General features: G+C 37.0%; 22 protein-coding genes. 5 read left to right on the top strand and 17 right to left on the bottom strand.

Annotated features, from left to right (window positions below):
• Nucleotides 1-112: 112 nt before the first annotated feature.
• Nucleotides 113-1,963, top strand: a complete 1,851-nt coding sequence (locus KI375_RS03070; protein ID WP_244852240.1) for a DNA ligase D — start codon at nucleotides 113-115, stop codon at nucleotides 1,961-1,963.
• Here KI375_RS03070 and KI375_RS03065 read toward each other — a convergent pair.
• Both KI375_RS03065 and KI375_RS03060 read right to left on the bottom strand, forming a co-directional pair.
• Nucleotides 1,953-2,645, bottom strand: a complete 693-nt coding sequence (locus KI375_RS03065; RefSeq protein ID WP_212972091.1) for a hypothetical protein — start codon at nucleotides 2,643-2,645, stop codon at nucleotides 1,953-1,955. The two genes, KI375_RS03070 and KI375_RS03065, sit on opposite strands and share 11 nt — an antisense overlap.
• A gap of 192 nt (nucleotides 2,646-2,837) precedes the next feature.
• On the bottom strand, nucleotides 2,838-3,188 hold the full coding sequence (locus tag KI375_RS03060; protein WP_242698428.1) for a DUF4870 domain-containing protein: 351 nt from the start codon (nucleotides 3,186-3,188) through the stop codon (nucleotides 2,838-2,840).
• Between the two features lie 322 nt (nucleotides 3,189-3,510).
• Between KI375_RS03060 and KI375_RS03055 the strand changes: the two genes are divergently transcribed.
• Nucleotides 3,511-4,074, top strand: a complete 564-nt coding sequence (locus KI375_RS03055) for a GNAT family N-acetyltransferase (RefSeq protein ID WP_212972090.1) — start codon at nucleotides 3,511-3,513, stop codon at nucleotides 4,072-4,074.
• A gap of 550 nt (nucleotides 4,075-4,624) precedes the next feature.
• On the opposite strand, the gene KI375_RS03050 is transcribed toward KI375_RS03055, so the two are convergent.
• Nucleotides 4,625-5,398 (bottom strand): CAP domain-containing protein, encoded by a 774-nt coding sequence (locus KI375_RS03050; RefSeq protein WP_212972089.1) that lies wholly within the window; start codon nucleotides 5,396-5,398, stop codon nucleotides 4,625-4,627.
• A 447-nt stretch (nucleotides 5,399-5,845) separates the two neighbouring features.
• Between KI375_RS03050 and KI375_RS03045 the strand changes: the two genes are divergently transcribed.
• Nucleotides 5,846-6,088 (top strand): DNA alkylation repair protein, encoded by a 243-nt coding sequence (locus KI375_RS03045; RefSeq protein ID WP_212972088.1) that lies wholly within the window; start codon nucleotides 5,846-5,848, stop codon nucleotides 6,086-6,088.
• Nucleotides 6,089-6,183: 95 nt separating this feature from the next.
• Here the strand turns inward: KI375_RS03045 and KI375_RS03040 are convergent, their stop codons facing one another.
• On the bottom strand, nucleotides 6,184-7,662 hold the full coding sequence (locus tag KI375_RS03040) for a lmo1851 family serine protease (RefSeq protein ID WP_244852238.1): 1,479 nt from the start codon (nucleotides 7,660-7,662) through the stop codon (nucleotides 6,184-6,186).
• A 201-nt stretch (nucleotides 7,663-7,863) separates the two neighbouring features.
• On the opposite strand from KI375_RS03040, the gene KI375_RS03035 reads away from it, so the two are divergent.
• Nucleotides 7,864-8,319 carry a DinB family protein gene (locus KI375_RS03035; protein WP_212972086.1) on the top strand — a complete coding sequence of 152 codons (456 nt, stop codon included), beginning with the start codon at nucleotides 7,864-7,866 and terminating at the stop codon, nucleotides 8,317-8,319.
• Nucleotides 8,320-9,114: 795 nt separating this feature from the next.
• Here the strand turns inward: KI375_RS03035 and deoD are convergent.
• The 7 genes from deoD to KI375_RS03000 all read right to left on the bottom strand — a co-directional run bounded on the left by deoD (nucleotide 9,115) and on the right by KI375_RS03000 (nucleotide 14,409).
• Nucleotides 9,115-9,816, bottom strand: a complete 702-nt coding sequence (deoD, locus tag KI375_RS03030) for a purine-nucleoside phosphorylase (protein ID WP_212972085.1) — start codon at nucleotides 9,814-9,816, stop codon at nucleotides 9,115-9,117.
• A gap of 97 nt (nucleotides 9,817-9,913) precedes the next feature.
• Nucleotides 9,914-10,084, bottom strand: coding sequence for a YozD family protein (locus tag KI375_RS03025; protein ID WP_212972084.1), 171 nt, complete (start codon nucleotides 10,082-10,084; stop codon nucleotides 9,914-9,916).
• Between the two features lie 46 nt (nucleotides 10,085-10,130).
• Nucleotides 10,131-10,355, bottom strand: a complete 225-nt coding sequence (locus KI375_RS03020; RefSeq protein WP_212972418.1) for a YozE family protein — start codon at nucleotides 10,353-10,355, stop codon at nucleotides 10,131-10,133.
• A 786-nt stretch (nucleotides 10,356-11,141) separates the two neighbouring features.
• The gene (locus KI375_RS03015) at nucleotides 11,142-11,312 is read right to left on the bottom strand and encodes a YjcZ family sporulation protein (protein ID WP_212972083.1); all 171 of its coding nucleotides are present in this window, start codon (nucleotides 11,310-11,312) and stop codon (nucleotides 11,142-11,144) included.
• Between the two features lie 119 nt (nucleotides 11,313-11,431).
• A complete protein-coding gene (locus tag KI375_RS03010; protein ID WP_212972082.1) occupies nucleotides 11,432-12,016 on the bottom strand; it encodes a YpmS family protein in 585 nt (194 codons plus the stop codon).
• Between the two features lie 20 nt (nucleotides 12,017-12,036).
• A complete protein-coding gene (locus KI375_RS03005; protein WP_244852236.1) occupies nucleotides 12,037-12,834 on the bottom strand; it encodes an SGNH/GDSL hydrolase family protein in 798 nt (265 codons plus the stop codon).
• 732 nt (nucleotides 12,835-13,566) lie between these two features.
• Nucleotides 13,567-14,409 (bottom strand): DegV family protein, encoded by an 843-nt coding sequence (locus tag KI375_RS03000; protein ID WP_212972081.1) that lies wholly within the window; start codon nucleotides 14,407-14,409, stop codon nucleotides 13,567-13,569.
• Between the two features lie 140 nt (nucleotides 14,410-14,549).
• Between KI375_RS03000 and trhA the strand changes: the two genes are divergently transcribed.
• Nucleotides 14,550-15,200, top strand: coding sequence for a PAQR family membrane homeostasis protein TrhA (gene trhA / locus KI375_RS02995; protein WP_207452332.1), 651 nt, complete (start codon nucleotides 14,550-14,552; stop codon nucleotides 15,198-15,200).
• 61 nt (nucleotides 15,201-15,261) lie between these two features.
• Here the strand turns inward: trhA and KI375_RS02990 are convergent, their stop codons facing one another.
• From KI375_RS02990 to KI375_RS02965, 6 genes are all read right to left on the bottom strand, one after another.
• Complete coding sequence (locus tag KI375_RS02990) at nucleotides 15,262-16,572, bottom strand: ABC transporter substrate-binding protein (protein WP_244852234.1); 1,311 nt, start codon at nucleotides 16,570-16,572, stop codon at nucleotides 15,262-15,264.
• A gap of 307 nt (nucleotides 16,573-16,879) precedes the next feature.
• Nucleotides 16,880-17,365 carry a dihydrofolate reductase gene (locus tag KI375_RS02985; protein ID WP_212972080.1) on the bottom strand — a complete coding sequence of 162 codons (486 nt, stop codon included), beginning with the start codon at nucleotides 17,363-17,365 and terminating at the stop codon, nucleotides 16,880-16,882.
• A complete protein-coding gene (locus KI375_RS02980) occupies nucleotides 17,362-18,156 on the bottom strand; it encodes a thymidylate synthase (RefSeq protein ID WP_212972079.1) in 795 nt (264 codons plus the stop codon). Before KI375_RS02980 ends, KI375_RS02985 begins: the two co-directional genes overlap by 4 nt.
• Nucleotides 18,157-18,176: 20 nt before the next feature.
• On the bottom strand, nucleotides 18,177-18,863 hold the full coding sequence (locus KI375_RS02975) for an anthrax toxin lethal factor-related metalloendopeptidase (RefSeq protein WP_212972078.1): 687 nt from the start codon (nucleotides 18,861-18,863) through the stop codon (nucleotides 18,177-18,179).
• A gap of 118 nt (nucleotides 18,864-18,981) precedes the next feature.
• The gene (locus KI375_RS02970) at nucleotides 18,982-19,593 is read right to left on the bottom strand and encodes a YpjP family protein (protein WP_212972077.1); all 612 of its coding nucleotides are present in this window, start codon (nucleotides 19,591-19,593) and stop codon (nucleotides 18,982-18,984) included.
• A gap of 271 nt (nucleotides 19,594-19,864) precedes the next feature.
• Nucleotides 19,865-21,061, bottom strand: coding sequence for a Gfo/Idh/MocA family protein (locus KI375_RS02965; RefSeq protein ID WP_212972076.1), 1,197 nt, complete (start codon nucleotides 21,059-21,061; stop codon nucleotides 19,865-19,867).
• Nucleotides 21,062-21,156 lie beyond the last annotated feature (95 nt).

Here is a 21,156-nt window from a genome sequence, read left to right as displayed (position 1 = left end):
TGAACAAATCGGGCTTATACGGGCTGTTGATCTCCACATGTCATTCGATGTTTTCCCACGAATTCTTAAGTGGAGAGCTTACAGCTAGTTAATGCGGGATAAAGGTGATTCTATGCTGAAACCAATGCTTCCTACCTTAGTTTTTGATCATCCAAAACATGGAAAATGGTTGTATGAAATAAAATATGACGGATTTCGCGGCATCCTTGATTGCCAAGAACATCAATGCTTTCTGTGGAGCCGTAATGGGAAAAATTTATTACCGCAATTTCCAGAGTTGACGGAGTATTTAGCCTCTCTTCAAGAACAATTGAAGCCATGGCTTCCTCTGAAAATAGACGGAGAATTAGTCATGCTTGAAAATGATTATAAAGCCAATTTTTCACAACTGCAGATCCGTGGCCGTATAAAGACAAAAGGTAAAATCGGGGAGGCCTCCCAGCTTCGCCCTTGTCGGTTTTTAGCGTTCGATTTATTAGAAATGACTGGACAATCGACGACACAGATGGCTTATGACAGTCGAAAACAACAACTATCCTCTCTTTTCAATCAGCTTGATCTTCCTTTATCTCCAGCTTATGAGGATGATAAACTGCTTCAATTTATCCCTTATGAGGAAGACTTTGAACAGCTTGCAAAAAGAATGTACGATTATAATAGTGAAGGCATTGTTGCAAAACAAAAGGGTAGTATATGGGAGGAAGGAAAAAGAAGTAGACACTGGATGAAAATCAAAAATTGGAAAACAGTCTCTTGCTTTATCACTGGGTACGATGAAGAAAATCATTACTTTTATATAGGAGTATTTGATGAGAAGCAATCTATTATCCCATTAGGTGTGTTTATAAATGGCTTAGATACCGAAACAAAAAATGCGCTTCGCGAAACGGTCATAAGCAATTCCCACTCTCAAGAAGGTTCACTTTTTATAATGGAGCCCGCTATCTGTCTGGATCTTTACTTCTTAGAATGGAAAGGAGGGGCACAACTAAGAGAACCTTTTTTCAAGCAGTTACGATTAGACCTTACTGCTGATCAATGTTCATTTAATGAGTTTCTTATCAAGGATGCAGCTTTCCCAAGTGAAATTGATATCTCTCATCCTGAAAAACCCCTATGGGAAGAAAATCATGTGAAGAAAATTGATTTTTTGCGCTACTTAAGAAAGATCTCTCCTTATCTCTTACCTTTTTTAGAAAATCGTTTATTAACCGTGATTCGAGCACCACATGGAGAGTTTGGTGAGTTTTTTTATCAAAAAAATAAACCTAACAGTGCACCAGATTTCGTTGAATCGATACCATATGAAGATAATCAAATGATTGTTTGCAATCATTTAGAAACATTGATCTGGCTTGGAAATCAGCTAGCAATTGAGTATCATATTCCTTTTCAGACGATTAACGATCGCTTTGTCAGCGAAATTGTGATTGATTTAGACCCCCCTTCTCAGGAGGAATTTCAGCTAGCTGTACAAGCAGCACTTATTATCAAGAGAGTATTGGATTCTTTTTCATTAACCGGCTTTGTGAAGTTTTCTGGAAATAAAGGCATGCAGGTGTATATTCCTTTACCTGAATCCCAATATACTTGGGATGAAACACGAGTATTTACGGAATTCTTAGCAAAATTCCTTGTGGGCTATCATCCTCATTTATTTACCATTGAACGCTTGAAAAAAAACAGGCAAGGAAAGCTGTATGTTGACTTTATCCAACATGCCGAAGGAAAGACAATTATAGCTCCATATTCTGTTCGTTTACCTTCAAAAGGACTTGTCGCCGCTCCATTATACTGGTATGAAATAAACGAAAAATTGGATCCGAAAAGTTTTACGATCGATGAAGTAAGCAAAAGGGTCGAAACAATTGGGAATCCATTTTCAACATTTTTCACTAGTAAAGAACAGCAACCCTTTGATCAAGTTCTCCAAATGATTCACAGGGATTCTCCTAATTTGTAAAATAAAGCAGTAAACAAAAAATGCGTTCTTCTTCGTTTATTTGCCGATCAAATTCTATAATCGGTGTACTAGATGAGAAGATGCGCTGCATACTGATGGGCATTAGTCCTTGAGAAACAGACATGATTTTTTTTCCATTCTTCTTAATTGAAAATGTATACACAGATTTTACAATCCGGTAATACTGGCCATCCGTTGTACGATATTCACGTTTTTCACTTTTGAGCATCCTCAGGGGATTCTTTTTTCCGGCCTCTAATAATCGCATACCTAAAGCATTCATTTGAACAACCCAATACGTATTTTTCCGATGGTCTGTTACGGTAAAGAGCTGCTCCTTCGCTTTTCTCCCTTTTTTTATGGAGAAGGCACAAAATCCACTCCCAGTGAATAGCTTTCCCTGATACGCTGTAACAGGCGATGGCGCTAGCATAAGTAAAACTTCACCTTCATTTCGAAAAATGGCTGGATTCGGGAGATTATGACTTTTATAGGCAAAATAAATGTGACGCAGAGCATAATAAATTAGCATGACGAATAGTAAGATACCTGCAGTGTTCGTCGGAAAAAAATTTGTTATCTGTAGAGCTGGAAAGATGACAACCAAGAAAACAATCACACATAAAATGCTTTGATGTATATATAATTTTGACATTCCAGAGTAATAATCCCTTATATTCATATGATTCACCTTTTATCCCGCATAAATGAGCAGTAATCTCCCCTACCTTACGGCTTTTTCAGAGGAGTTTCACTTTATTGAATGTAATAACTACTATATGAAAAACGGGACAGGCTTATGACAAAATGCCGGCACTCAACAGAAAAACAGCCCTTGATAAACAAATTATCAAGAGCTGTTCAGATTTTTTCATTATTTAATAATACGGAAAATAAATGGGATGCGATATGCTTGCCCATCGTAGGCTTTAACAGCAGCAATAATGGTAAAAATAGTTGCTGCTATTCCAACGATAGGAGCAAGAACAAAACCAATTAAAACAATCATTAAAATACCAGAAATAATCCCATAAACGGCGTAAGAGATGAAAAAGTTCAAATATTCTTTTCCATGATAATCAATAAAGGCTGATTCATCTTTTTTGATTAACCAAATAACTAAAGGACCGATAAAAGCTGAGACAAAGCTGATGATATAAATTACAGCTGCTAGCACTCTGTCATTATTATTGTTTTCCACCTTATTATCCATGTTCGTTTCCATTCTAATTCCTCCATTTCTAGCTTCTTATCTATTCTACGTATTAACTATAGTATAAGTTTCAAATATTTTCACCCTTTCCGTTAAAAAAAATGACGATTCGCTATATTTACTACTATGCAAATTTGAAATTTTTTTGTATGATGTCAGTATAAAGATTACAATTTCATATCGCTCATAATTGAGGGAAGGCAAATGGTGCGCCACCAGTGATTAACTGGTTCTAGTGGGTTCGATTCCCACCCCGAAATTTTTTATGCAATTTTAAAAAATTTCGTGGGGCAGAATCGACTATTTAGGACTGCCCCAACTAGGAGGGGTCATGATGCTCAAAAAACGCGAGTTAACTGGGCATGAATGTCAAGTTCTTTATGAATTAATGACGCACCCGGATGTCTTCCCTTTTGTGCGTCAAAAAGCATATTCCTTTGAGGAATTTTTATTTATTACCAAACAAACAATTGAAGCAGAAGATCAAGGTGAACTCATTTCTAGGACGATTTTAGATGAATGGGGAAATCCAATTGGCATCATTAATTTATTTGATGTTCAGCATGGAGCTGGTTTTCTAGGCACTTGGCTTGGGAAAGCCTATCACGGCAAAGGATATAATTCATTGGTGAAGGAATTATTTTTACAAGAATTGTTTTTTGAAAAGGCAATAGAAACGGTCTACATGAGAATCAAAACCGAAAATTACCGTTCGAAAAAAGCTGCCGGAAAATTACCCTATGTCTTAAAAGCAAATGAAACGAAACCTTTGGTTTTTCAGCAATTAAATCCAGGCTCTTATCTATATGATCTATATGAGATTCCAAGAGATTTATTCACCATGACTTATATGAGAAAAACAGATACACAAACCTCCCTACAACAATTGGAAGCATAAGAACAAAAGCGCAAGCGCCTTGATCAGCCCCGACAAGCAAATGTTCTTGAACCTAGGAAGGGGCTTTTTCCCTTCATAGATCAGGGTTATTTGACCTCGAGGGGCTAGGCGCTGGAGCTAGACGACAAAACTCAAAATTATAACTTATCCACAAGCGACAATTTTATAGTTTCCGAAATAAGAACAAAAGCGGAAGCGCCCTTGGTCTAGGGTGAAGGGCTAAATTCCCGCCGTCCTGGCGCAACGCCTTTCTGACCAACATCCTGTTGCCCTCAGGCAAGCAAATGTTCCTGAACCTAGGAAGGGGCTTGGGCTTTTTCCCATCATAGGTCAGGATTATTATGCAGAACATCAGCTAAGTTCGCCACGTCCTGTGGCAATGCCGATGATCTCATCCTGTGAGCTTCTCGGATTAGGCGCTGGAGCTGGATGTCAAACCACAACGCAAACAATTTTCCACGAGCAAGAATTTTATAGTTTCCAAAACAAAGAAAAAATCCAGCCATCTTTGGATTAGATGGCTGGATTTTACATGCAACTGATTCAATTCTTATTTTCCAATAAATTCTTGAGTCCAATAGTTCCCATTAGAAATATAACCAACACCAATATGAGTATAGCTTTCGTTCAAGATATTAGCACGATGTCCTGGACTGTTCATCCAACCATCAATGACTTCCTGTGGGGAACGTTGACCCATCGCAATATTTTCTCCAGCTGAACGATAATCAACACCATAATGCTTCATCATATCAAACGGAGATCCGTAAGTTGGGCTATTATGATCAAAATAATTATTTGCTGACATATCTCTTGATTTTTCTCTAGCCACTTTACTTAGTGTTGTATCTACTTTCAATGCTGATAATCCATTTTTCGCTCTCTCTTGGTTTGTTAAATCTACTACTTGTTGTTCAAACTCATTTAATGTAGTGGTAGATTCAGTTGTTTGGTTATTATTTTGCGATTCTGATGGTTTTTGCTCTGGTTGTGTCGGTTGCTGTTCAGGTTGTTCAACATTAACAGGTGGTTTACTTTGATTTGTATCTTGTTTGTCCTCATTTGCTTCTGGTTTTTGCTCTTTTTGATTGTTCTGCTTTTGAGCGTCTTGCTCATTTTTTTGCTTCCAATCAAAATTAAACACATATTTGCACCAATCATCATTATTTGATGCTTTGCCATTATAATAGAATACTTTATAAGGACTTTGAGATGGACTTTGCTCTGTATTAGAAGCTGCATCAGCATTTCCTGTAAAAGGCAATGCCATTAAAGCTGTAGCTGCCACCGTAGATAGAATAACTTTCTTTATATCTTTTTTCATTTTTGTTTCTCCCCTTTGATTCTATTTTTTCGCTTGCACAAGTATATTATCATATGATTCTACGTAATATTTAAGGGAGAAAATCCCAGTTAGTAGAATAGTCACTTGATTATCGCTTTTCACTTGTACATCTCTTAAAATAGCTATAAAAATAAACGAGTTTTAAACAACTCCTCTAACTGGTAGCCATTTCCATCTATACCTATATTTAGGAGATATCTCCAAAAACTGGTATAAAATTAATATTGACAACTTTTGCGACCAGCGATTATATAACATTTATTACAAAGCAATGTCATCTTTAACATTTTAACGACTCCTCCTATTCACGACTTTCATGCACTAATTCTGCCCTCTCTTATGCTGTGAACATAACATGATCTTAATATCGATATTATTCCGTCGTTTCGGTTAAGCTAAGGATATTCACATTAAAGGAGGCTTACAATGACAAATCCTTACTGTTGCCCTAATTGCAAAACGAATCGTGCTCGCTTTAATATTATTGATCAAGTTGTCACTGCTGTTCGCTTAGATCCCCAATCAGGGGAGGTCATAGAGGATTATCATGGTATGGACCCAGGACCTTTTCACACGAAATACCAAGGCCCAGAAAAAAGAGTTCAGTGTGGCTCTTGCGGCTTGATCGAGGATGAAAGAACCTTTATAAAATTCGGGGAGAATTACTAGTAAATCACCTTATATTAAAATTTCATACAAAAAAAACGAAGCTGCCACCCCACATCACTTTGTAGGTGCTCGCTTCGTTTTTTATTTGTTCTATATTAAGACGCCTTTTTTTTCTGTTTATCTTTCTTTAATACTTCAACCGCTTTTTTCACTTGGGGGTCTTCTTTTACTAGGTGTTCGCTTAGATTTGTCATTAATTTTACGGTTGTATCGCCTGAAAGCACCCCTGTAGTTTTTAGTTTTTCATCCTTTTGGAATTTTTCTATGGCTTTCTTCGTTTTATCATCAAAAAAGCCATCTACTTTTCCTGGATCATAACCTAATACTTTTAGCATTTCCTCAGCGGCTTTTACTTCCTCAGAGGTTGAAGAAACCTTCCATTCATCATCCGGACTAATATAAGGTAAATTTGCATATTCTGGAAGCTTCACTTCATAATCAGGCTTGATGCCTTCATCATGAATCCAATTTCCATTTGGTGTTAACCATTTGGCAATTGTATATTTTACATTCGATCCATCTGAAAACTTTTTCTGTGTTTGAACCGTTCCTTTTCCGAAGGAGTCCACCCCAATTAAAGGGATATTAGCCGTTTCGCTAGCAGCCGCCGCTAATATTTCTGAGGCACTGGCACTCCCCTCATCAATTAACATGACAGATGGCACATCAATTTTGTCCGCTGTTTGAGCAATAGTTTCTTCCATTGCACCATTTCGATCTTCTACTTGGACAATATTTTGCCCTTTTGGTACAAAAAGCTCAGATAAAGAGATCGCTTGATCCAACAAACCACCAGGATTCCTTCTTAAATCAATGATTAGAGAGTTCATGCCTTTATCATTCATTTCGTTCAAGGCTTCCTCTAATTCCTCATTTGTATGCTGTGAGAAACTTGTAATCTGAATTTTAGCAACTCCATCATCTAGCATTTCAGCATACACAGTGTTGATGGGAATTTCATCTCTTGTAAGGGTGAGCTTAATTTCATTGTCCTTCTCTCCCCTTAAAATGGTGAGGTCTACCTTTGAGCCTTTCTTACCACGAATTAATAAAACAGCCTCATTTGAACTCATTCCTTGAATATTTTTCTCGTCTACTTTAATAATCTTATCATTGGGTTGAATGCCGGCTTTTTCCGCAGGAGAATCTTTGATTGGAGAAACGACAACAATATTTCCCTCTCTCTCCTGAATTTCTGCACCAATTCCTTCAAAAGAAGAAGTGATACTTTCCTCAAATTGATCATTTTCTTCCTGTGTCATATAATCAGAATACGGATCTCCTAACGCATTCACCATACCATCTATTGCCCCATTAATGAGATCTTCTGAATTGACTTCCTCGAAATAGTTCTTATCTAACTCATCGTATGCTTGATATAACTTATTAAATTCTTTTCTTTCTTGGATAATCACATTAGCAGGGCTTTCTCCACCTAATGATAATGCTAATAGCGTTACACCCGACGTAGCGAAAATCAACACGAATATAAGCATAATAAATTTAAATTTCTTCATATGAATATAGCTATTATGTTCGGGAGAATGATCTTTTGTCTGATTTTCATCTTCCACTCTGCTCACCACTTTCATCTTCCAATTAAATTCAGGCTGTTCTTTATTGTTAACATTACAACCTCTTTATTCTAACAGTTTTTGCTAAATTATGAAAGAAGCTACTGCTAATCGTATCATTTAATCAATCATTTAGTTGTTTTATTATAACCATATGATAGAGTGAACCTATAAATTATTAAAGGAGGTCAATCATATCTAATGGCTGCAAAAAAAGAAATAGACGCATTTAAAAATATGATTACTGAAGTTACTGAGTTAAAACAAGTCGATGAGGAGGAATTATGTAAGCCAATACAACCTGGTAGATGGTCTATTAGAGAAATTGTTGCCCATCTTTATTATTGGGACAAGTTTAATCTAGAAAATATGGTTCCTTTTATGGAAGACAAAGCAAATTTAAGAGAATTCCCTGATCATGATGCTTATAATAACGAAGGACTAGAAAAATTAAAAGATTCATCCGTCTATGAAATAATTGATAAATTTATAGATACTAGACAACAATTATGCTCAAGTCTTGAAATAATAGATAGTAAAGATCGTTTTACTATTGGTTCTGGAAAAAGAAAATTTGGTGTAGATAGTTTTATTCGAATTTTTCAAAAACATGATAGCCACCATCTTAACCAGATTAACAATAAATTGCATAATTAAACCAACCTTATAATTCCCTTTTTATAAGTAACTATTCTGTCAATATAAAATACAATATGAGAGCTTATAACCGTTGATTTTCGTTGCAGGGGGCGTGCAGTGAGCTTCCTAGTCGCAGCGCTCCTGTGGGATCTCACTTGTCACTCTAATCCCCCAGGAGTCGCCGCCTTTCACTCCAATCAACTAAGTTTGTCTTTTGACAGAGGTCCTCATTCGCTAAGGGACAGTCTTTGCATTATTTAGGACTGGTGCACACCCTTAAGGTTTCATATTTAGGTTCGACCTATTATAGAAAGATTCCCGAAAACATGTAGTTGCGAGATGTTTTCCAAAGCCCATTTGTTCAGGATTCGCTTATATATTTGTAATCATTATGGACTAAATTATGAATTTGCTTCAAATGCTAACCATATATGGGGAAACCGGAGCGAAGGAATCTTTTTGGCGATTTCGACTCTTGGGACAGCCTCATCGAGCCACTGTTGAATGGATCAAAAATCAGGTAATATTTTTCTTATTATTCTAATTTGCCCTCGATGGTTTATTTCATCTTCGAAAGTATGGAACCATATGAAATAATTATTGGACATATTATCATCCCATAGTGCTTCCTCATATAACCACTCATCAGATCTCTTTTTGAATTCTTCTAGGGTCCTACTCCTTACCTTTTCTAATTTATGCAGAAAAAAAGCTAAGTTCTTATAGTGTAAGAACTTAGCTTTTCACGAATTTATCAAATTCCATTTATTTTATATCGGCTTAATTGTCCGTAAGACTCTCACTGCTGCCGTCTCAGTTTATCGCCGTTTTAAGAGCTACATGAATCATATCATTAAATGTAGTTTGTCTTTCTTCTGACGATGTAGCTTCTCCTGTTAAAATATGATCGCTCACTGTGAGTACAGACAAAGCATTTCTCCCATATTTTGCAGCAAGAGTATAAAGAGCAGCTGTTTCCATTTCGATCGCTAAAATGCCATATTTTGCCCATTTTTCATGTTCGGCATTATCGTTGTAAAATAAATCAGCTGTAAATACATTTCCCACTTTCACATTTAAACCTTGTTCAATAGTTTGCTCATATGCTGCCTTCAATAAAGAAAATGAAGCAGTTGGGGCATAGCTGACACCCCCAAAAGTCAAACGATTCATCTGGGAATCCGTTGATGCTGTCATAGCCAAAATAACATCACGGACTTGCACATCCTTTTGGATCGCTCCACATGTTCCAACTCGAATAAGATTCTGTACACCATATTCCTGCATTAATTCTTCAATATAAATTGAAATAGATGGGACTCCCATCCCTGTTCCTTGAACAGATATTCTTTTGCCATTATATGTACCGGTGTAGCCAAACATATTTCTTACTTCATTATAGCATTTCACGTCATCTAAAAAGGTTTCTGCAATATACTTTGCCCGTAAAGGATCTCCTGGTAATAATACCGTATCTGCAATTTCACCTTTTTTTGCTCCAATATGAATACTCAAATCACGCCACCTCCTATCTTATTCCCATTTTAATTCTTTCTTGTCTACCATGCAACTTAGATTGTAAGTACAAGTAGGGGTGGATTTTTCCAACTATTCAATTTTCACTTTCTTCATCAATAATCCTTTTAGCGATTAAATAATCGAACATAATATCGGCTAATTCCATGACTTCCTTATCACCAGGTGTATATCCTCTTTTTAGCAATTCATGATAGAAAAATTCAGCTATTTCTTCCGTATCTATAATAACCTCCATCTCTTCCAATCCTTTTCGCTCCCTTCTGAATCTCCTATCCAATTGAATTTCGCTATTATTTGTTCTCGGACTCTACATATAACTCCCAGACCTGGTCAAAAAGAGAAACGGTTGGTAAATAATCTACTTGTAATTCTAAATAATTGCTAAGCTCTTGATAATTTTTAGAGTGCTTTGGAAAGCTATGGTCCTGATAAGCATTATTAGCAAATTGACTAATCTCATCACTAGTTGTATGCTGACGAAATTTCATTAAAAAATGATAAAAGGATTTTTCCATCATATGATACCGCCTTTCTGATTGTGTGGATGTCTACTCACATTTCATGGATGAAACACATTCACTAAATGGAGTTTCTTTATTTAATCAGTATAGCGGATTAAAACAGCTACGCAAATATCCTTATTCGCATGGAATATTAATATAATGTATGCACGCAGTTAGTAATCATGCATGAATGCTCATCTGCAAAAGGCGAAAACCGCTTAGATACAAAAAAATGACAGGAGTGTGTCTAAAAAGTAACTTTTTTAACTGGTTGAAGAACAAAAGCGCAAGCGCCTTGATCAGCCCCGACAAGCAAATGTTCCTGAACCTAGGAAGGGGCTTTTTCCCTTCATAGGTTCAGGGTTATTTGACCTCGAGGGGCTAGACGCTGGAGCTGGATGCCGACCGCGCCATAAGCAGTTATCCACAAGCCAAGAATTTTATAGTTTCCTTAACAACAAGAAAAGCACAAGCGCCCGCTTATCGGCGACAAGCAAATGTTCTGAGACAAAGAAAGGCGTTCTTTGCCTTTCATTGGCTCAGGTTATTTCGTGGAACATCGGCTATGGTCGCCACGTCCGCATGTCTTCGCCGATGGACTCGCGCCTGCGAGCCTCGAGCCGATGGCGCCTGGAGCTAGACACCAACCGCAAGGTAAACAGTTATCCACAAGCCAAGAATTTTATAATTTTTTCCTAAAAAATAAAACCCAAGAATGCTGTTTCATCAACATTCTCGGGTTTGTAAATTGGGCAAATTTCACTTTAAATAGACTTTTCGGACAGCTCCTGCATTTATCTAGTTCGGAAAGCACCAGCAAGCGCCGATGATGATCAACAAAATAAATAAGACAACAATCAGCGCAAAGCCACCACCTCTTGCAGGATAGCCGCAACCTCCGCCACCGCCATAACCACCATATGCCGGATAGCCGCCATCGCAGCATCCATCATATCCGCCATAATACATAACAATCCACTCCTTGATTCTTTTGTCTTACGCTTATAGCATATGTAATCCATGGGTGGGCGGTTTGTGTGTTTGCCTAGAAGGATAAAAAAACAAGTGAGTGAATGACCTAATAGTAACTATTCAACAGGCACTAACATTTTCATCACAATTTCATTTTCGGTTAGATCAAATTTTTCTGCCCGTACTTGGATATCATTATTTAATCGCATGCTTTGTAAAGATACATAAATTTGCTTATCATTTGGCTGAATAATCACCCATTCTGGTAACTTATAGGCGCTTCGGATAATTTTAAGAACCTCAGAAACCGGGAGACGGATTCCACCAAGAGAAAGTGATTTTTGTTCAAGAAGTAAATCACCATTCTCCAAAGCTTTGGCCTCGAAGGTCATTTTTAGTTGCAGTGTACTTGTGAATACATTCAGTTCCCCATTTAATTCCACTACGTCTGATAAGACAACCGAGTAATCAATCGGACCATTTAGATTTTCTTTTTCGATATAGTAATTAATTAATTCATTTAGATCATCTTTATTTGTCTGGATCAAAAACTCTGACATTTGCTTCGAGTCAGCTTGTGATTCTGGAATGGGTTGTTCTTCCCCAGCAAGAAATAAAAAAATACCTATAACGAAAAAGAAAAGAATATTTATTGCTAAAAGAGCAAAAAACAGGACTTTCCAAATATTCTTCTTTTTCATATCATCACTACTCCTAACATTTAGCCATTTTCAAAGATCTTTTCAATAAGGCTATGTTCATTAAAATAAGTATAAAATCGATTAGCAATTAATTCATATCCCTTATTATTAGGATGGAAATAATCAGTATATAAAAGATCTTCTTCATAATTATTAAAAATATCGGCTACAGGCACAAAATAAGCATGTTCAAATTGATCCACAACTTGTGAACTTGTATCATTCCAGGTTGAAATGATTTGATCCATTTCTTTAATATCAGCAAACCACCTCATAAAGGGGTTGTAAATCCCCATGAGAATAATTTCCGTCTGATCATTATAAGAGGAAACAGTCTCAATGATATCGGTCAATCGTTCTTGATAATACTTTTCTTCTTGAAGAAATGTTTCTACTTTTAAATGAGCAAGGTTTTGTTTAAAAACTTTCATCACATCATTTCCACCAATTGTGATGATAACAACATCAGCATTCTGAATGGCTGATTGTACTTTTGGCTGACCTAGCCGTTCTAGCAGCTGATCGGATCGATTCCCTTTTATACCAAAATTTACGAAGTCTGCTGTTCTTATATCTTTTTGACCTTCTAATTTTTCTTTTAAATAGGGAATATAACCACCTAATTCTTTTATATCCCCAACTCCCTGTGTTAATGAATCCCCTATTGAGACAATCGTAAGATCTTTCGGTAAAAAATCCTCTGGTGGCATCTGTTTATATCCGTGTTCAAGCGTACGTATTTTTTGCTCTTTATAGGGGGTTGAACAACCGGAAAGTACAAACATAATGCAGAATAACAATATAAAAGATTTCTTCATTGTTTCACATCCCCCTAAATAAAATCAAATTTTATTATAACATACGAACATATTTAGCAAATAACCATATCCTATATTGAATGAAAAAAATGGTCAGAGTCCTATCCGATTATCAAGAAAAAAAGCGCAAGCGCCTTGATCAGCCCCGACAAGCAAATGTTCCTGAACCTAGGAAGGGGCTTTTTCCCTTCATAGGTTCAGGGTTATTTGACCTCGAGGGGCTAGGCGCTGGAGCTGGATGACAAAACTCAAAATTACAACTTATCCACAAGCCAAGAATGTTATAATTTCCTTAACAAGAACAAAAGCGCAAGCGCCCGTTTAGCGACGTACAAACTTTCATAATAAGGATGAACAGCTAAAAACGCGTCGTCCTGGCGCAACGCTGTTCTGACCTACATCCTGTAGCCCTGAGATAAAGGATACATGAAATGCGAAAGACGGCTGATTAGGAGCGACAAGCAAATGTTCCTGAAACGAAGAAGGGTGAATTTCCCCTTCTGCGATTCAGGGTTATTTGACCTCGAGCTCTTGCCGTCTGTAGCTAGACAGCACGGCGAAGAATGAGCCGATGTTGACTTATCATAGGAAGAAGCTGAAAGTTTGCTAGTCGCTGGGCGCTGGAGCTAGACGACAAAACTCAAAATTATAACTTATCCACGAGCGACAATTTTATAGTTTCCTTGACCTTAAAAAAACGATCTAATTTTAGATCGTTCCGATTAAATAATGTTAATCAAAATAATACATAAATCCTATAGCTCCAGGACCTGTATGGGTACTTATAACCGGCGTCGTATAATCAATTTCAACTTTGGGAAAGCCTGTAATTTCTTCAATCTTCTCTTTCATTTTCATAGCAAGCTCCAAGCCATCAGCATGGGAAATGCCGATACTATTAATGCTTTTCCCTTTACTCTCTTCCATAAACTGCTTTATTAAAAAATTCAATATTTGCGATTTACTTCTAACTTTGGTGATGGGGGAGTACGCACCATTATCTAAGCGAGCAATCGGTTTAATATTTAACAATGAACCAATCATTGCCTTACCCTTTCCAATTCTTCCGCCTTTTGCTAAGTTTTCTAAAGTATTCACCGCCACATATAGTTTCGTATTTTCACGAATCTTTTTTAATTTTACTAGAATTTCTTCTAGACTATGCCCTAAATGAGAAAGTCTAGCAGCTTCTCTCACTTGAAAAGCCAAAGCCTTGGAAATGAATTTAGAGTCAATTACTTTTACTTTAGAATTGGACATTTGCGCAGCAGATTTGGCTGTTTCTACGGTCCCACTCATATGGCCAGTCATGTGAATAGAAATAATCTCACTGCCATCTTTTCCAAGTTCATCATAAAGCTTGATAAATTCACCAACAGACGGCTGGGAGCTTTTAGGTAGTTCTTGGGCCATCTTCATTTTAATCATGAACATTTCTGGAGTGATGTCTACTCCATCAGTATATGTCTCTTCATTAATAAAAATTGATAAAGGAATCACATGTATATTTAAATATTCAATCTCTTCGACTGTTAAGTCAGACGTTGAATCTGTTACAATTTTAATTTTTTTCAATGCTTCACATCCTCATGATCGTTATCTTAATTATACAGGTTTAGGACATGAAACGACAGAATAAAAATGCTCTATTCGAAATATAATAATTGCTATTGTCCCTAGAAACCACTATGATGAAAAAGAATGGAGGAATGACGATGGAAACCTCATACTACACAGACGGTGCAACTTTTAATTGGAAAGAAGAGCTAGCGAATGCGATCACACACGGAATCGGCTTTCTTTTAAGTATTCCAGCTCTAGTCATTTTAATTGTTTCCGCTGTTAATAATGGAAATGCTATGCATGTGGTGAGTTTTACCATTTTTGGCGTTTCAATGATTTTACTTTACCTATTTTCTACTATGCTTCACAGTTTCAAGCCCTCTAAGACTAAAAATGTATTTGCCATCCTAGACCATTCAGCTATTTATGTTTTGATTGCTGGAACATGTACACCACTTACTCTCGTTTCTTTAAATGGAAGTTTAGGTTGGACCTTATTTGGAATTATTTGGGGGCTGGCTATTGCTGGGATTACGTTAAAATGCTTCCTAGTAAATAAATTTAGAGTTCTATCCACAGTATTTTATCTGCTTATGGGTTGGTTGATCATTATTGCAATTAAACCATTATATACAAGTCTAAGTCCGGCTGGATTTTACTTGTTACTAACAGGCGGAATCTTTTATTCAGTCGGAGCCATCTTCTATATATGGAGAAATTTACCATACTCACATGCAATTTGGCATTTATTTGTTATTGCTGGAAGTGCATTTATGTACTTTTGCGTTTTGTTCTATGTTTAATATTTACGATTAAAAGTTATAAAAAAAGTGAGCCTCTTTGGACTCACTTTTTAATTTATCTTTATTTCCCCCGATGTTCATCAATCATTTCTTTCGCCTTTTTTGACACTGCTTCTATTGTTTTTTCAGCATCTTGCTTTCCAAGGTACATAAGGTCCATTAGATCCTTTATTTCACTTTCCATTCCCGGAATCATGACTTGTTGGTCTTCAACTTTTCCGATGTTTCTAGCTTCGATTAAATAATCAGCATGTTCTGGAATCGCATCATCTGTAATGAGCTCATCAACACCATTTACAGACGGAACAGCATTGCCATTATCAGCAAGTCGAGCCTTCTGCCCTTCAGCGGAAGTATAATAAGATAAAAACTGCATCGCTTCATCAATATGCTTCGATTCTTTCGAAACAGACATATAAGCAATCGCAATAGCCGCAGGTTCCATTTCATTTCCCGTATTTGTTGGCCATGGAATATAATCGAATTCCAATGCTTTATTCTCACTAAACATCGGCGTTAACCAGCGGCCTGCCGCAACAAATCCCACTTGATTTGACATAAACATTGCATCCGCACCCTGCCCTTTCGGTAATGAGCCAGAATAGGTTATATTTCCGCCTTTCACCAATTTCTCAAGATATTTAAAGGTTTCTTGTGCTTGCACATTTTCTTCTAAAATATAATTTCCATCTTCATCAAATAAATGTCCACCATTTGACCAAACCCAAGAGAATAAATGTCCACTATTGTTTTCAGCTACAAACCCACGTTTTCCAGCCTCAACAAGCTTATCTGTCATCTCCGCAAATGTATCCCAATTCCAAGTCCCCTCTTCAAAATGATCCTGTGGTGTTTTGTCGATACCGGCTTCTTTTAAAACTTTTTTATTATAGTACATGAGGTAAGGATTATTATCAACAGAAACTCCATAAATCTTATCGTTTTGTCTTGCTGCTCCCCATAAACCATCTGCAAATTCATCGGCTTTTACATAGCTTTCATCACTATCAAGAAACTCGGTTAACTCTGCAATCTTTCCAGTTTCAACCAACTTTGGCATCGTCTCAGAACCGACATAAAAAATATCATGCGCTTGCCCGCCAGATAATTGTGTCAAAAGCTTTTGTTCATAATTATCACTAGGTACAGGAATTAATTTAATACTTACATTTTTATGTGTCTTTTCGTATTCATCAAGCCCACGTTGATACACTTTAATTTCAGCCGGGTTTCCCCATGCCGCCATCGTTAATTGGATTTTTTTTGAACTAGAATCTGGGTTCCCTTTTGTAGATGAACTACAACCTGAAACAATCAACGTTACTATTCCTAGCAAACCCACAAATAATAACAGACTCCATCTCTTTTTCAATTGATAACCCTCCCTATTGTTCTTAGCGAGATTCCCTTGCAATTAAGGATAGTCCGTAAATCTTTGTTTCTTTAGAGATCCTTTCATTTTCTTCACTAGAAAGTTTAACCCACACAATCCCTGTAAAAAATTCACCCTATATTGTAATCGTATTCATATTGTTATAAACATCTTTACTGTATTACCATATTCAATCCATAAGTAATTGGGAACATAATTAAATATCGATAATGAAGACATATAAACAGAAAAAAGCTTGGAGGCATGCTCCAAGCTAACATAATAGTTTTAGGAAATTTTTCTTCATCTATTTACGTATAAATAATCTAAACTCATAATCATAAGGGTTTTTTTCATCTTTTCGTCCTATCTTTTTTGAGACGAGCTTCCATGCTTCCCAGTTAATTCTCGGAAAATATTCGTCCCCTTCAAACTGATCAAATATTTTTGTTACATATAACTGATCAACCTCTTCAATAAATAGACGATATACTTCCGCTCCACCAATCACAAATATTTCTTCCTCTATTTTATCAGCCCATGATAAAAATTCCTCTTTGGAATGGAAGATCTCACATCCATCTGCTATAAATGAATGATTTCTCGTCATTACAATATTTGTCCTTCCAGGTAGCGGTTTTCCAATTGATTCATACGTTTTTCTTCCCATTACAATTGGATGTCCCATTGTCGTTTCTTTAAAATATTGCAAGTCTGCTGGAAGTCGCCAAGGCAGCTGATTATCCTTGCCAATAAGGCGATTTTCATCTTCAGCCCATAGAAAGGAGATCATACACTGACCACTCCCTTAATAGCTGGGTGGGGATCATAACCCTCAAGTGAGAAATCTTCATATTTAAACTGGAACAAATCAGTTACTTCAGGGTTTATTTTCAACTCTGGCAATGGCCGAGGATCTCGCTGTAACTGTAATTTAATTTGCTCAAAATGATTTGAATAGATATGGGCATCTCCAAAAGTGTGAATAAATTCTCCTGGTTGTAAACCTGTAACATGCGCCATCATCATAGTAAGCAATGCATATGAAGCAATATTAAAAGGTACACCAAGAAAGATATCTGCAGATCTTTGGTAAAGCTGACATGAAAGCTTTCCATCCGCCACATAAAATTGGAATAAACAATGGCAAGGTGGCAAAGCCATTTGATTAATTTCTCCTACATTCCAAGCATTGACGATCATTCTTCGGGAGTCAGGAGTTGTTTTGATCTGTTCAAGAACATCTTTAATTTGGTCAATTGTTCTACCATCAGCCGTTTCCCAAGAACGCCATTGTTTCCCGTAAACTGGCCCTAATTCTCCGTTCTCATCTGCCCATTCGTTCCAAATTCTCACACCATTTTCCTGGAGGTAATGCACATTCGTATCCCCAGCTAAAAACCACAACAGTTCATGAATAATGGATTTTGTATGAAGCTTTTTTGTTGTTAATAATGGAAACCCCTTTTGTAAATCAAATCGCATTTGATGTCCAAAAACACTAACGGTCCCCGTTCCTGTTCGATCTTCTTTAACCTGACCCTTATCTAATACCTGCTTGCATAAATTCAAATATTGTTCCAAGCCATCCACATCCTCACTACTTATAACTTATTAAAAAATTCATATGTCTTAGGGGCCTTTTGCTGTAAAACCTTTCTTGTTTCAGGAGAAAAAAAGTAATAGGCAAAGCATTCTGCGAAATATTCCTCTTTATAATTCAAAAAGTATTGATTTCTAGGAAAAATCGATTCTGCCTCCACAGACCATAGATTACTTATTTCATCAGAAACTATTGTATCATTATACACTAAATTCATTAAGGAATGAGCAAGCTCGTGATACTCTAAATTTACAGATCCATGTCCTTTTCCTCTTTCGCTATGACCGATCTTCACATAAACAAGCTCAGTGCCCCCTATTCCAGGAACATCATCCCAGACGACCGGCTCTGTATAACCTCTTGGTATTTCCCCCTGAAGAAAGGGGACACGATCATGATCTGTTAGTTTTCCATTAAACAAGATTATTTTTATATGCTGATGAACTGTTTTTTGCAAAATCGATTTTGGTAACTGATCCAGCCTATGAATGATTGCTTTTGCTTCATTGTGGTTGTAATCATTTTGGGGAAGTACAACGATTTCCTTAAGTAGACCGTCGGCACGAAGCTGTATTGTTGAATATAAATCGCTTTCGCCCAATAATATTCCCTTATAATCGGCACGAGTTTTATCTGATATAAAAAAAATAGCCAAAAGCATAATGGGAATAATGAACCATTTTCGCATTTCGATTTCCTACTTCCACTTAAATCTATCGATATCTTATTATATCATGGGCATTCATGTGAAGAAATGGAAAATGCAAGAAAGCAAGTTCGGCTATAAAATCAGCGAACTTGCTTTCTTATACGGTGTGCCAATTAGGAGGGGTATCTTTACTCCAGTAAATCGTTCCCATTGTATAGTGGGCCTGGAATTGATCATGATAAGTGTGGTAATGAAAATTAAATTGATAGCCTGCTAAAGGGGGCTTGTCTCTGCGGACATGAAATAAAATCAGATCTTTACCAGTCTCGGCATGATAAATATTAAAGATTTTTTCGCTTACTCCGCCTCCTGGTTTCTCAGTGATTGCTAGATTTTTAAGTTCGTCCCCTGGATATTGGGCTACCGTCATTTCAATGGCCTCACTGATTCGTGGCATAATTACATCGTTAAATTCAGACTCAATGACAGTAGAAATTTTCGGACCGAATTTTAGCAGGGCTTGTTGTTCCGCTTTTCCAATTAATGAATCAACAATGTCATCCTCTGGAACTTTTTCTGAAAGAGTAACAGGGATTTGCACCTCATGCTCAGATGGGCGATTTTCAGAAGTTGAGCTTGAATTAGGGGTACGCTGTAATGTTTTTGTTACTTCCTGATTTTGCGACCAAAAGGCATGTGAAGGGGTGACGACACCGAAAGTAAGAACTGAAACTAATATAATCAGTGATTTTCTTATCCAAGTTCTCATAAGTAACGATTCCCTTCTTTATATATACGTCTATTTTATACTATTTTCTATTAATAAAGCTATTAAAAAAAGATGACAAAATGATTAAAAATGGCAAAATAATTATATTCAGTTATAATGTATGTATCTCAAATCATGTCATGTAAGGAGGCTATGATTGTGACTAGTTCAATAATTACAATTGGCGCTTTTATTATGATTGCTTACTTTGTGTATTTAGCAATAGCGGACTAATAGCTTTGGGCTTTCGCCCAAAGCTATTTTTTCCTTCTCACTCCTTCTTTACTGGTTCAAGCTGTTGCATTACATCTGGAATATTGATCCATTGTTTTGTTTGTGAAGATTGTTCAACCGCTTCCAAAACAGCTTGGTTTTTTACTCCGTCAAAGAAGTTTGGGGACGGACTACAGCCCTGATCTATTCCATTTAATAATTCCACTACAAGATTTATAAAAGTGTGTTCATAGCCGATAATATGACCTGCTGGCCAATAAGCTCCTGCAAAAGGATGGATTTCCTCTGTACACGTAATCGTTCGAAAACCTTGGAGGCCTGGCTCATCATCATGGAAATATACCTCTAGATTATTCATGTGTTCCACATCCCAACGAATCGATCCTTTTTCACCATTAATCTCAAATCGATTTCCATTTCGGTTCCCGCCCGCAAACCGAGTGGCTTCAAAGGTACCGATAGCCCCATTAACAAACCGTGCTATAAAGACACTGGCATCATCAACATTCACATCTCCTACCTTTTCACTTGAGGCGGTACCACTTAAGCCATCACTATCTTCTACAAGTGGACGTTGCTTAATAAATGTCTCGAGAATGCCCGATACTTCTTTAAATTCTCCTACTAGAAATCTAGCAAGATCAATACTATGTGCGGCCAGGTCACCATGTGAACCTGAGCCAGAAACATCCTTATTCAGGCGCCAAACGAGTGGGAATTGTGGGTCCATAATCCAATCTTGTAAATAGGTTGCACGAATATGATAGATTCTCCCAAGGCGCCCCTCTTCAATCAACTTTTTTGCAAACTGGATTGCAGGGGCAAATCGATAATTGTGATTAATCATATGCATTACCTTATTTTTCTCAACCGCTTCTAGCATACGCTGTGATTGTTCCAAATTAAGAGCTAATGGCTTTTCACAAAAGACATGTTTCCCCGCTTCTGCAGCAGCGATGGCGATTTCAGCATGATTATGATTGGGGGTTACTATATCAATTAAATCAATATCTTCACGATTGATTAATTCGCGCCAATCCGTTTCATAAGAATTCCAGCCGAACTGATCGGCGGCTTCCTTCACTTTCTCTTCATTTCGTCCACATATCGCTTGCAAGACAGGCTCCACCGACGGATCAAAATAAAAAGCAGCATCACGATAGGCATGAGAGTGAGCTCTACCCATAAACTTATAACCAACCATCCCGATTCTTACTTGTTTCTTTTCTGCCATCCTACACCATTCCCTTCTTTATCAGAATATTTTATCCCAGTGCAAGCAAGCCAATCATTAGTGGAGAATAAGGCCTCCCGATGATAGGCAGTCTC

Source organism: Bacillus sp. J14TS2, assembly GCF_018333015.1.
Taxonomy (GTDB): Bacteria; Bacillota; Bacilli; order Bacillales; family Bacillaceae_C; genus Lederbergia.
The sequence above is the reverse complement of the archived record's forward strand: the minus strand, read 5'-3'. Positions and strand labels throughout refer to the sequence as shown.

What these genes read in the sequence shown, in the direction of transcription:
- KI375_RS03050 (WP_212972089.1), bottom strand. Translation starts at nt 5,398, where the DNA reads ATGAAAAAAGATATAAAGAAAGTTATTCTATCTACGGTGGCAGCTACA.
- KI375_RS03045 (WP_212972088.1), top strand. Translation starts at nt 5,846, where the DNA reads ATGACAAATCCTTACTGTTGCCCTAATTGCAAAACGAATCGTGCTCGC.
- KI375_RS03005 (WP_244852236.1), bottom strand. Translation starts at nt 12,834, where the DNA reads ATGAAGAAATCTTTTATATTGTTATTCTGCATTATGTTTGTACTTTCC.
- KI375_RS03020 (WP_212972418.1), bottom strand. Translation starts at nt 10,355, where the DNA reads ATGGAAAAATCCTTTTATCATTTTTTAATGAAATTTCGTCAGCATACA.
- KI375_RS02985 (WP_212972080.1), bottom strand. Translation starts at nt 17,365, where the DNA reads ATGATCTCCTTTCTATGGGCTGAAGATGAAAATCGCCTTATTGGCAAG.
- KI375_RS02975 (WP_212972078.1), bottom strand. Translation starts at nt 18,863, where the DNA reads ATGCGAAAATGGTTCATTATTCCCATTATGCTTTTGGCTATTTTTTTT.
- KI375_RS03010 (WP_212972082.1), bottom strand. Translation starts at nt 12,016, where the DNA reads ATGAAAAAGAAGAATATTTGGAAAGTCCTGTTTTTTGCTCTTTTAGCA.
- KI375_RS03065 (WP_212972091.1), bottom strand. Translation starts at nt 2,645, where the DNA reads ATGAATATAAGGGATTATTACTCTGGAATGTCAAAATTATATATACAT.
- KI375_RS03055 (WP_212972090.1), top strand. Translation starts at nt 3,511, where the DNA reads ATGCTCAAAAAACGCGAGTTAACTGGGCATGAATGTCAAGTTCTTTAT.
- trhA (WP_207452332.1), top strand. Translation starts at nt 14,550, where the DNA reads ATGGAAACCTCATACTACACAGACGGTGCAACTTTTAATTGGAAAGAA.
- KI375_RS03070 (WP_244852240.1), top strand. Translation starts at nt 113, where the DNA reads ATGCTGAAACCAATGCTTCCTACCTTAGTTTTTGATCATCCAAAACAT.
- KI375_RS03035 (WP_212972086.1), top strand. Translation starts at nt 7,864, where the DNA reads ATGGCTGCAAAAAAAGAAATAGACGCATTTAAAAATATGATTACTGAA.
- KI375_RS03060 (WP_242698428.1), bottom strand. Translation starts at nt 3,188, where the DNA reads ATGGAAACGAACATGGATAATAAGGTGGAAAACAATAATAATGACAGA.
- KI375_RS02965 (WP_212972076.1), bottom strand. Translation starts at nt 21,061, where the DNA reads ATGGCAGAAAAGAAACAAGTAAGAATCGGGATGGTTGGTTATAAGTTT.
- KI375_RS03015 (WP_212972083.1), bottom strand. Translation starts at nt 11,312, where the DNA reads ATGTATTATGGCGGATATGATGGATGCTGCGATGGCGGCTATCCGGCA.
- KI375_RS02970 (WP_212972077.1), bottom strand. Translation starts at nt 19,593, where the DNA reads ATGAGAACTTGGATAAGAAAATCACTGATTATATTAGTTTCAGTTCTT.